Below are 9883 nucleotides of genomic sequence, written 5' to 3'. Positions count from 1 at the left end.
GAGGACGCGAGGGGCGGGGACGGGTCCTGGTGCATGCTGCACCAACTACCCGCTCCCCGCCCCTCGGGACGTGCGTTCGGCCTTCAACGACCGGAAGGAGTGCGTCGCGTACCGAAGTTGACGCGTTGCGCTGCCTACCAGCCGCGCTCGCGCCACTCCGCCAGGTGCGGACGCTCCGCGCCCAGCGTGGTGTCGTTGCCGTGGCCGGGGTAGACCCAGGTCTCGTCCGACAGCTGCTCGAAGAGCTTGTCCTGGACGTCGTCGATCAGGCTGGCGAAGGCCTTCGGGTCGCCCCCGGTGTTGCCGACGCCGCCGGGGAAGAGGCAGTCGCCGGTGAACACGTGCGCGTGGCCGTGCGGGTCGTCGTAGATCAGGGCGATCGAGCCGGGGGTGTGTCCGACCAGGTGGCGGGCGGTCAGCTTGACGCGCCCGACCTGGATCGTGTCCCCGTCGGCCACGGCCACGTCGGTCGGCACCGGGATGCCCTCGGCGTCCTGGGCGCCCGCGTAGGTCCGCGCGCCGGTCGCCGCGACGATCTCCGCGAGCGCACCCCAGTGGTCGCCGTGCCGGTGGGTGGTGACCACGGACGCGATGCCGTCGTCCCCGATCAGGTTCAGCAGCGTGGCCGCCTCGGCGGCCGCGTCGATGAGCAGCTGCTCGTCGGTGGCCCGGCAGCGCAGCAGGTACGCGTTGTTGTTCATGGAGCCCACCGCGACCTTGGAAATCATCAGGTCCGCGAGCTCGTGCACGTCGGCCGGACCGCCGACCTTGACCTCTCCGGTGTACGTCATGTCTTGATCCTAGAGCGGGGGCAGCTCGGGGAGGCCGTCGCCGGCCATGACGGCGAGGTGGGCGCCCTTGAGACCGCGCCCGGACAGCCAGCCGAGCAGCTCGTCCTTGGGACCCTCGAGGACCACGGGGGTGCCCTCCGTGCCGCCGGTGTGCCAGACCTGGCCGCCGTAGGAGGCGTTCAGGGTCACCGGAGGCACCTCGGGACGCCCGGACCAGCGGTCGGCGAGGAAGGCGATCTCGCGGTCGGTGAACTCCTCCGGGAGGTGGTGGAGCTCGTAGCCGATGTTCAGGTCGACGTGGTGCAGGTCGACCTCGACCCAACGGCGGAACGGCACGTTGGCGGCGAGGTCGGTGACGCCGTTGCGCAGCTCGACGGTGCGGGACCAGTCCTGGTCGGGTTCCGTCGTGGCGAGGAAGCGGGCCCCGGAATCACGGAGGTCCGCCAGGTGTTCTTCCAGGGGCCGGCCGGCGTCGCGTGCGATGTCCGCGTCGCGCGCGGAGGCGCTCTCGTACATCGGGCGCCCCTCGAAGACGTTCACCAGGGCGTCCGCGTTGCGCGCGAGGTGGGCCAGGATGTGGCCGCGGGTCCAGCCGGGGAGATGTGACTCCTCGGCAAGCGCTGCGTTGTCCATTTTCGCGACTGCGGTCAGCAGCCGGTCCGTGGCTTCACGTACAGATCGCAGGTCGTGCACATGATCAGTCATGGCACGAGCCTAGTGGTCTCCGGACTTCGGCCACACGATCGGGTGAAGAGGTCTTCGGAGTGCCGTAAATCGAATGTGCGTGCTATACGCTCGAAGTCCAGACTCCATCTCCACCGCAGAGGCGCCCCCCATACCCTGGGACGGGGGCCCGGTGCCCCCGCTCTCTCAAGAAAGGTGCGGACCGGCGTGACCGACCGTCTCATCGTTCGTGGCGCTCGCGAGCACAACCTCAAGAATGTCTCGCTCGACCTGCCCCGCGATTCGCTCATCGTCTTCACCGGACTCTCCGGGTCGGGCAAGTCCTCCCTGGCCTTCGACACGATCTTCGCCGAGGGTCAGCGCCGCTACGTCGAGTCGCTCTCGTCGTACGCACGTCAGTTCCTCGGGCAGATGGACAAGCCCGACGTCGACTTCATCGAGGGCCTCTCCCCGGCCGTCTCGATCGACCAGAAGTCGACCTCGCGCAACCCGCGCTCGACCGTGGGCACCATCACCGAGGTCTACGACTACCTCCGTCTGCTCTTCGCCCGCATCGGCAAGCCGCACTGTCCCGAGTGCCGCCGCCCCATCTCGCGCCAGTCGCCGCAGGCGATCGTCGACAAGGTGCTCGCGCTCCCCGAGGGCAGCCGCTTCCAGGTGCTCTCGCCGCTGGTGCGCGAGCGCAAGGGCGAGTTCGTCGATCTCTTCTCCGACCTCCAGACCAAGGGCTACAGCCGGGCGCGGGTGGACGGGGAGACCATCCAGCTCTCCGAGCCGCCCACGCTGAAGAAGCAGGAGAAGCACACCATCGAGGTGGTCATCGACCGCCTCACCGTCAAGGACAGCGCCAAGCGCCGGCTCACCGACTCCGTGGAGACCGCCCTCGGCCTCTCCGGCGGCATGGTCATCCTCGACTTCGTCGACCTCGCCGAGGACGACCCCGAGCGTGAGCGGATGTTCTCCGAGCACCTCTACTGCCCGTACGACGACCTGTCCTTCGAGGAGCTGGAGCCGCGCTCCTTCTCCTTCAACTCGCCCTTCGGAGCCTGCCCCGAGTGCACCGGCATCGGCACGCGCATGGAGGTCGACCCCGACCTGATCATTCCGGACGAGGACAAGTCCCTGGACGAGGGCGCGGTCTCGCCGTGGTCGCTCGGTCACACCAAGGACTACTTCCAGCGGCTGATCGGCGCGCTCGCCGGGGAGCTCGGCTTCCGGACCGACATCGCGTGGGCCGGCCTGCCGGCGCGTGCGAAGAAGGCCCTGCTCTACGGGCACAAGACGCAGATCGAGGTCCGCTACCGCAACCGGTACGGGCGGGAGCGGGCGTACACGACGGCCTTCGAGGGCGCCGTGCCGTTCGTCAAGCGTCGGCACGCGGAGTCGGAGAGCGACGCCAGCCGTGAGCGCTTCGAGGGCTACATGCGCGAGGTGCCCTGCCCGACCTGTGAGGGCACCCGCCTCAAGCCGATCGTGCTCGCGGTGACGGTGATGGAGAAGTCCATCGCCGAGGTCGCCGCCATGTCGATCAGCGAGTGCGCGGACTTCCTGGGACGGCTGCGGCTGGACGCCCGCGACAAGAAGATCGCCGAGCGGGTCCTGAAGGAGGTCAACGAGCGGCTCCGCTTCCTCGTCGACGTCGGCCTCGACTACCTCTCGCTCAACCGGGCCGCCGGCACCCTGTCGGGCGGCGAGGCTCAGCGCATCCGGCTCGCGACGCAGATCGGCTCCGGCCTGGTCGGCGTGCTGTACGTGCTGGACGAGCCCTCCATCGGCCTGCACCAGCGGGACAACCACCGGCTGATCGAGACGCTGGTGCGGCTGCGGGACATGGGCAACACGCTCATCGTGGTGGAGCACGACGAGGACACCATCAAGGTGGCCGACTGGGTCGTGGACATCGGCCCGGGCGCGGGTGAGCACGGCGGCAAGGTGGTGCACAGCGGTTCGCTGAAGGAGCTGCTGAAGAACCCCGAGTCGATGACCGGGCAGTACCTGTCGGGCAAGCGCTCCATTGCGATCCCGGACGTGCGCCGCCCCGTGAACGGCGAGCGCAGGCTCACCGTCCACGGCGCCAAGGAGAACAACCTGCGGGACATCGACGTGTCCTTCCCGCTGGGCGTGCTCACGGCCGTGACCGGAGTGTCCGGGTCGGGCAAGTCGACGCTGGTCAACGACATCCTCTACACGCACCTGGCGCGCGAGCTGAACGGCGCCCGCTCGGTGCCCGGGCGGCACACCCGGGTGGAGGGGGACGACCTCGTCGACAAGGTGGTCCACGTCGACCAGTCGCCCATCGGCCGGACGCCGCGGTCCAACCCGGCGACGTACACCGGCGTCTTCGACCACGTGCGCAAGCTCTTCGCCGAGACGATGGAGGCGAAGGTGCGCGGCTACCTGCCGGGCCGCTTCTCCTTCAACGTCAAGGGCGGCCGGTGCGAGAACTGCTCCGGCGACGGCACGATCAAGATCGAGATGAACTTCCTGCCGGACGTCTACGTCCCGTGCGAGGTCTGCCACGGAGACCGGTACAACCGGGAGACGCTGGAGGTCCACTACAAGGGCAAGTCCATCGCCGAGGTCCTGAACATGCCGATCGAGGAGGCGCTGGACTTCTTCGAGGCGGTGCCGACGATCGCGCGCCACCTGAAGACGCTCAACGAGGTCGGGCTGGGCTACGTCCGCCTCGGCCAGTCGGCGCCGACGCTGTCGGGCGGTGAGGCGCAGCGCGTGAAGCTGGCGTCCGAGCTGCAGAAGCGGTCGACGGGCCGGACGGTGTACGTGCTGGACGAGCCGACGACGGGTCTCCACTTCGAGGACATCTCGAAGCTGATCAAGGTGCTGTCGGGGCTGGTGGACAAGGGGAACTCGGTGATCGTCATCGAGCACAACCTGGACGTCATCAAGACCGCGGACTGGGTCATCGACATGGGCCCGGAAGGCGGCTACGGCGGCGGCCTGGTCGTGGCCGAGGGCACGCCGGAGCAGGTGGCTTCGGTGGGGGCCAGTCACACGGGCAAGTTCCTGCGGGACATCCTGGGGGCGGACCGGGTCTCCGACGCGGGGGCGCCTCCGGCGCGGGTCGCGGCGAAGAAGGCTCCCGCGAAGAAGACGGCTGCCGCCGCTGCGAAGAAGGCGGCGCCGGCCAAGAAGACGGCGGCGCGGGCCCGCAAGGCGTAGTCGCTGTGCTGAGCTCGGCGGGAGGGGCTCGGCCGCGGCCGGGCCCCTCTTCGTCTGCGGCGCCGCGGTGGGGGCGCTGCCCTCGGGCCTCAGCGTTTCCCTTGCCTGCGGGGCTGAAAGATCGGGGCTCCGCCCCGGACCCCGCGCCTCAAACGCCGGCGAGGCTGGATGGTGCGGCGGGGCTGGACTATCCAGCCCCGCGGCGTTTGAGGGGCGGGCGCGGAGCGCCGTAGGGGTTGGGGCGGAGCCACGGGCTGTGTGGGCGGGATCCATCGGGATGCGCGGAGCGCGTCATGAGGCGATGCCCACCGTGCGGGACGTGTAGGCCGGGTTGGTGAGGGTGGTGAGGAGGGCGTCGGCCACGTCCGCGCGGGGGACGGAGCGGCCGCCGCGGACGTTGGCGTCGATCGCGCGGCGGTACGTGCCGCTGTGCGGCTTGTCGCGGAGCATCGGCGGGCGGATGACCGTCCACTCGGTTCCGCTCGCGCGCAGTTCCGCCTCCATGACCGCGAGGTCCGCGTAGAGGTCCAGCAGCAGCCTGCGCAGCAACGGGTAGACCACCACCCGGGTGAGCAGCGTCCGCGTGCTGATGGAGCGAACCCCAACGCGGGCCCGCTCATGTCCGCCCTGCAGGCCGATCCCGATCCGGGGGAGCAGGGGCTCGAGGAGGCGCTCGCCGACATCGCCCGCCACGCCTCGCTCTTCTACGCCGACGCCATGCCCATGGCCGCCTCGCTCTTCGCCGAACCCGCCCTGCTCATCCGCCACCGCGAGGGCGTGCAGAAGATCGGCTGCGGCCCCCACGTGGTCCTCGACGCCCTCGCCGGCCGGCTGCGGCGGGAGCTCGCCGTCGGGCGGCTACGACCCGACGCCGACCCGGCGGCGGCCGCCGCCCTGCTGCTCGGCGCCTGCTTCCAGCGGGCCTTCTTCCTGCACTTCTCCGGCGCCCAAGTGGTCCAGCCGGTCGAGGAGTTCGCCCCGGCCGTGGCCGGGACCGTGTGGGCCGCTATCCGCTGAGCTCCGCCGCGTACGGAGGCTCCGCGCCGGCCCGGGTGCAGGTCAGGGCCGCCGCGTGGGCGGCGTAGGCCAGGACGTCCGGCCAGTCCACGGGGCCGCCCGGCGCGCCGGCGAGCCGGTGCAGCAGGGCGGCGTTGACGGTGTCGCCCGCCCCGATGGTGTCGGCCACCGCGACCCGGCGCGCCGCCGCCGAGTGCTCCTCGCCCTCCCGCGTCCAGACGGTCAGCCCCGCCGCGCCCCGGGTCAGCACCACCGCCGAGGGCCCCGCCGCCAGCCAGTCGCGGACCCCGCCGCCCAGCCAGGCCGCGTCCTCCTCGGACAGCTTGAGGACGGTCGTGCTCGGCAGCAGCCGCTCGCGGAAGCGCGCGCGGTACCCCGTCGGGTCCGCGATCAGTGCCGGCCGGATGTTGGGGTCCAGCAGGGTCAGCAGGCCGCGCCCCGCCTCCCGGCGCAGCAGGGCCTCGTACGCGCTCGCGCCCGGCTCCAGCACCAGCGAGCAGGTGCCGAGCGCGAGGGCCCGTGCCCCGTCGGGGAGGGCCGGCGGCAGGGTGAACAGCCGGTCCGCCGTGCCCTCGACGTAGAAGCCGTACGAGGCCGAGCCGTCCGGGGCCAGCGAGGGCACGGCGAGGGTGGTCGGCTCCGGTCCGCGCTGGACCAGCGACACGTCCACCCCGGCCGAGCGCAGCCCGGCCATCAGGCTCTCGCCGAAGCCGTCCGCCGAGACCCGCGAGCAGAAGGCCACCTCGGCGCCGAGCCGCCCGAGGGCGAGCGCGGTGTTGTACGGCCCCCCGCCCGGCCGGGGCAGCAGCGCGCCCGGCGGCCGCGCCGCGGGCACCAGGTCGATGAGGGCTTCTCCGCCGACGACGATCACGCCGGGAAGGTACCCCATACGGCGGCGGTATCGTCGGGTGGGCCGGTGCCCCGGCCGGGCTCCGCCCGTGCCCGGCCCCGCGCCTCGTCCGTACCGTCCCCACCGTGCCCGCACCCCAGGAGAACCGCATGCCCGCGCCGCAGTCAGCCGCCCGCCGTACCGTCCTCAAGGGCGCCGCCGCGCTCGCCGGGGCCGCCGGGGCCGGAGTGACGCTCGCGGCCTGCTCCACCGAGACCAACAGCGGGGGCAACACCCCCGCCACGCCCACCGCACCGGTGGAGCTCGGCGCCGCGGCCGACGTCCCGGTGGGCGGGGCCAAGCTGTACCGGGAGCGGAAGCTGATCGTCAGCTGCCCGGCGGAAGGCCAGTACACGGCGTTCAGCGCCCAGTGCACGCACGCCGGGTGCGTCCTGGACAAGATCGTCGAGGGCCAGGGCAACTGCCCCTGCCACGGCAGCCGCTTCGACGTGGCCACCGGCAAGGTCCTGCGCGGCCCGGCGTCCGCCCCGCTGCCCGCCGTCCCGGTCCGTGCCGAGAACGGCAGGCTCATCGCGGGCTGACCCCGCGCCGGTCACTCCCAGTCCCAGGTGATCCCGAGGATCCCGCGCCGCACCGTCTGCTCCACCAGGTGCACCGCCCGGTGCCGGCCGCCGGGCGTCAGGTCCACGAGGCCCGTGCGCGGGGCCTGCGGTCCGGTGCGGGCGAAGCGCCGGCAGCGCACCGGCAGGGCCGCCTCGTCGAAGCGCACCTGGAGCATGTACTGGCCGCCCGCGTAGCTGAACCCGCGCACGTACTCGCAGCTGCGGGCGCCCGTGCCGTCCTCGATGCCGTATCCGAAGACGTAGGTGTCCCCGCGCCGCAGCCGCGCGTCGAAGAGCAGCTCCGCGACCACCACCCCGGCCTCCGGATGGCAGCGCACCCGGCCGGTGCGGCAGTTCTCGTACGCCGTCACGCGGATCCGGGACACGTCGCAGCCCGGGTCGCCGTGGTGGACGGCGAGGTAGCGGTCGACCCCGTCGCGGTGCGCCCGGACGATCTGCTGCGACTCGCGGACCCGCAGTTCGCCCGCCGGGCCGATGCGGACCCGCTCGTGGTGGCCGAGCGAGTGCAGTCCGCCGTCCGGCGGCAGCTCCATCCCGTCCAGCAGCCGCTCCACCGTGCCGCCCATGCTGAACAGGGCCCGGTACGAGCGGGTGGCCGGGCGGGCCGGCCCCGGGGCGGGTTGCGGTGCGGCGAGCAGCCGGACGAGGGCGCCGTCGGGCAGCTCCAGGATCTGCTCCAGGGCGGTGACGGCCCGCAGCGACTCCGGGTGCCGTGGCCGGCGGGCGCCCTGCTGCCAGTAACTGAGGCTGGTGACACCGACCTTGATGCCCCGGGCGGCCAGCCGGTGCTGTATCCGGTGCAGGGGCAGCCCGCGTGCGGCGAGGGCGGCGCGCAGGGCGAGGTGGAAGGGGCCGCCGTGCAGCAACCGGCCGAGTTCAGCCGTGTCCCCGGTCGGCGCCATCGCGACTCCTCTGTGAACGTTCACACGCGTCGGCGCGGAGGATCGCGCCGGAGGCTCCGGGAGACCAGGTGAAACGACAGCAACCGTTCACACCGCAGCCCCACCGTTCACACTGCAACGTCACCGCGTATTGAAGCGTGTTGACCTGATCGCGACAACTGCCCGATGCTCCTCCACAGCGTCCGGACGCGCTCCTCCACCCCCCACTCCCCCCATCGGGAGGAACGCGATGCGCAACCGAAACCGGCGGCTTTCCCTGGCCGCCCTCCTCACCGCCGTGCTGTTCACCCTGCCCGTCGGCACCGCCACCGCCACGGCAGCCGAGGCCGGCACCGATTCCGCCCTGGCCTACAAGCGCCTGAACATCACCATGCAGGCGCAGCAGAAGACCAACTGGTGCTGGGCCGCGGGCGGCAACACCATCGCCACCTGGTTCGGCCGGAACCACACCCAGAACCAGTTCTGCAACGCCGCCTTCAACCGGCAGCAGGGCTCCGAGTGCCCCAACAATCAGGCCACCCTCGGCAACGTCCAGACCGGACTGCGCTGGGCCGGCATCAACCCCGGCTCGTACGTCAACGGCTGGCTCCAGTACTCCACCGTCCAGACCGAGATCAACGCCGACCGGCCGATCGAGACCCGGATCCAGTGGTCGAACGGCGGCGGCCACATGCACGTCCTCTACGGCTACGACACCGCCGGCAACTGGGTCTACTGGGGCGACCCCTGGCCGTCCAGCGACCGCTACAACTGGGCCTCGCACGCCTGGTACGTGAACAACAGCACCTTCTCCTGGACCCACTCGCTCTACCGGATCGGGGCGTGACCGCCATGACCCTGCGCGCCACCGCCGCCGCGGTCCTCGCCGCCACCGCCCTCCTCGGGCTCGCCCCGCAGGCCCTCGCGGCCTCCCCGGTCCCCGTGCCGCAGCCGCAGACCGCCACCGCCGAGCACAAGGCCGCCGCCGCGCGGGCGGCGACCGCTCCCGACACCCTCGCCACGCTGTCCCGCTTCTTCGCCCGGGAGGGCAAGGTCTCCCCGACCGCCGCGCAGCCCCGCGTCGAGGGCGGGGCGATACCGGTCAACCACCTCTCCCCGGACTTCGTCGCGGGCCGGGCGGGGGCGTCCGTCGCCCGCCTCGAATTCCTCGCCAGCAAGGCGGTCTCCTCCGACGGACAGCAGGCCGCGCTGTGGACGGCGCGGACCGAGGCGGGCTGGCAGGTGGTGAACATCGCCACCGGCGACGACGAATTCCGCTACGCGCAGCTGGGCACGGAGAAACTGCCCGGCGGGACGGTGTTCCGGGAGCCGCAGATCGACGCGTGGTACGTGGCCGGGGGCGGTCGGGTGCTGCCGCTGGACGAGGACGCGGTACGGGCGGTGGGCGCCGCGGGCGCCAGCCTGGACGGGTACCGGGTGCGGGTCGCTGCCGCGTACGGGGACAAGCTGACGGGCTCCGCGTATGCCTCGCGGGGCAAGGCGGGGGGCTACGCCGAGGCCGACGCCGACGCCGACGCCTCGGCCGGGGCCGCCGGGGCTCCGGTCGCGGTGGTGGCCGCCGGCGCCGGGGCGCTCGCGCTGGGCGGGGCCGGGGTGCTGGTCCTGCGCCGCCGCCGCACAGTCGTGGCGTAGCCGCCACCCCCCCCGTGGGCCGGGCTCCTGTCAGGGGGCCGGGCCCACGGTCCGTCTCCGCCTGCCCCGCCGCGTCCCGGGCTCCGCCCCGGACCCGGCGCCTCAATCGCCGGCGGGGCTGGATGGTGCGGCGGGGCTGGAAGAGCGGGGCGCTGTCCCTGGGCCCGTGCCGCGAATGACGGCTGGGGCTGGAGAGGGCGGCCC

Annotated in this window: 10 protein-coding genes; 5 read left to right on the top strand and 5 right to left on the bottom strand. The window is 72.5% G+C overall.

Annotated features, from left to right (window positions below; genetic code table 11):
- Positions 1-134: 134 nt before the first annotated feature.
- Together PV721_RS36845 and PV721_RS36840 are read right to left on the bottom strand one after the other, a co-directional pair.
- Positions 135-791 (bottom strand): MBL fold metallo-hydrolase, encoded by a 657-nt coding sequence (locus tag PV721_RS36845; RefSeq protein ID WP_319732186.1) that lies wholly within the window; start codon positions 789-791, stop codon positions 135-137.
- Positions 792-800: 9 nt separating this feature from the next.
- Positions 801-1496, bottom strand: coding sequence for a maleylpyruvate isomerase family mycothiol-dependent enzyme (locus PV721_RS36840; protein WP_319732184.1), 696 nt, complete (start codon positions 1494-1496; stop codon positions 801-803).
- Between the two features lie 186 nt (positions 1497-1682).
- Between PV721_RS36840 and uvrA the strand changes: the two genes are divergently transcribed.
- Positions 1683-4655 (top strand): excinuclease ABC subunit UvrA, encoded by a 2973-nt coding sequence (gene uvrA, locus PV721_RS36835; RefSeq protein WP_319732182.1) that lies wholly within the window; start codon positions 1683-1685, stop codon positions 4653-4655.
- 291 nt (positions 4656-4946) lie between these two features.
- Here uvrA and PV721_RS36830 read toward each other — a convergent pair whose 3' ends face one another.
- Positions 4947-5219: an NAD(P)H-binding protein gene (locus PV721_RS36830; RefSeq protein ID WP_319732180.1), complete on the bottom strand. Its 273-nt coding sequence runs from the start codon at positions 5217-5219 to the stop codon at positions 4947-4949.
- Positions 5220-5273: 54 nt separating this feature from the next.
- On the opposite strand from PV721_RS36830, the gene PV721_RS36825 reads away from it, so the two are divergent.
- The gene (locus PV721_RS36825; RefSeq protein WP_319732178.1) at positions 5274-5672 is read left to right on the top strand and encodes a hypothetical protein; all 399 of its coding nucleotides are present in this window, start codon (positions 5274-5276) and stop codon (positions 5670-5672) included.
- Here the strand turns inward: PV721_RS36825 and PV721_RS36820 are convergent.
- On the bottom strand, positions 5662-6543 hold the full coding sequence (locus PV721_RS36820) for a carbohydrate kinase (RefSeq protein ID WP_319732191.1): 882 nt from the start codon (positions 6541-6543) through the stop codon (positions 5662-5664). The two genes, PV721_RS36825 and PV721_RS36820, sit on opposite strands and share 11 nt — an antisense overlap.
- A gap of 128 nt (positions 6544-6671) precedes the next feature.
- On the opposite strand from PV721_RS36820, the gene PV721_RS36815 reads away from it, so the two are divergent.
- Complete coding sequence (locus PV721_RS36815) at positions 6672-7103, top strand: Rieske (2Fe-2S) protein (protein ID WP_319732189.1); 432 nt, start codon at positions 6672-6674, stop codon at positions 7101-7103.
- Positions 7104-7114: 11 nt separating this feature from the next.
- On the opposite strand, the gene PV721_RS36810 is transcribed toward PV721_RS36815, so the two are convergent.
- The gene (locus PV721_RS36810; protein ID WP_319732176.1) at positions 7115-8047 is read right to left on the bottom strand and encodes a hypothetical protein; all 933 of its coding nucleotides are present in this window, start codon (positions 8045-8047) and stop codon (positions 7115-7117) included.
- A 229-nt stretch (positions 8048-8276) separates the two neighbouring features.
- Here PV721_RS36810 and PV721_RS36805 point away from each other — a divergent pair, with 229 nt between their 5' ends.
- Both PV721_RS36805 and PV721_RS36800 read left to right on the top strand, forming a co-directional pair.
- On the top strand, positions 8277-8873 hold the full coding sequence (locus tag PV721_RS36805; RefSeq protein WP_319732175.1) for a papain-like cysteine protease family protein: 597 nt from the start codon (positions 8277-8279) through the stop codon (positions 8871-8873).
- Positions 8874-8878: 5 nt separating this feature from the next.
- Positions 8879-9679: a hypothetical protein gene (locus tag PV721_RS36800; protein ID WP_319732188.1), complete on the top strand. Its 801-nt coding sequence runs from the start codon at positions 8879-8881 to the stop codon at positions 9677-9679.
- Positions 9680-9883 lie beyond the last annotated feature (204 nt).

It is taken from the genome of Streptomyces sp. MB09-01 (assembly GCF_033794505.1).
Taxonomy (GTDB): Bacteria; Actinomycetota; Actinomycetes; order Streptomycetales; family Streptomycetaceae; genus Streptomyces.
This window is presented reverse-complemented; position numbering and strand designations above follow the sequence as displayed.

Coding starts and splice junctions, on each gene's coding strand:
- PV721_RS36805 (WP_319732175.1), top strand. CDS start 8,277: ATGCGCAACCGAAACCGGCGGCTTTCCCTGGCCGCCCTCCTCACCGCC.
- PV721_RS36815 (WP_319732189.1), top strand. CDS start 6,672: ATGCCCGCGCCGCAGTCAGCCGCCCGCCGTACCGTCCTCAAGGGCGCC.
- PV721_RS36825 (WP_319732178.1), top strand. CDS start 5,274: ATGTCCGCCCTGCAGGCCGATCCCGATCCGGGGGAGCAGGGGCTCGAG.
- PV721_RS36810 (WP_319732176.1), bottom strand. CDS start 8,047: ATGGCGCCGACCGGGGACACGGCTGAACTCGGCCGGTTGCTGCACGGC.
- PV721_RS36845 (WP_319732186.1), bottom strand. CDS start 791: ATGACGTACACCGGAGAGGTCAAGGTCGGCGGTCCGGCCGACGTGCAC.
- PV721_RS36840 (WP_319732184.1), bottom strand. CDS start 1,496: ATGACTGATCATGTGCACGACCTGCGATCTGTACGTGAAGCCACGGAC.
- PV721_RS36800 (WP_319732188.1), top strand. CDS start 8,879: ATGACCCTGCGCGCCACCGCCGCCGCGGTCCTCGCCGCCACCGCCCTC.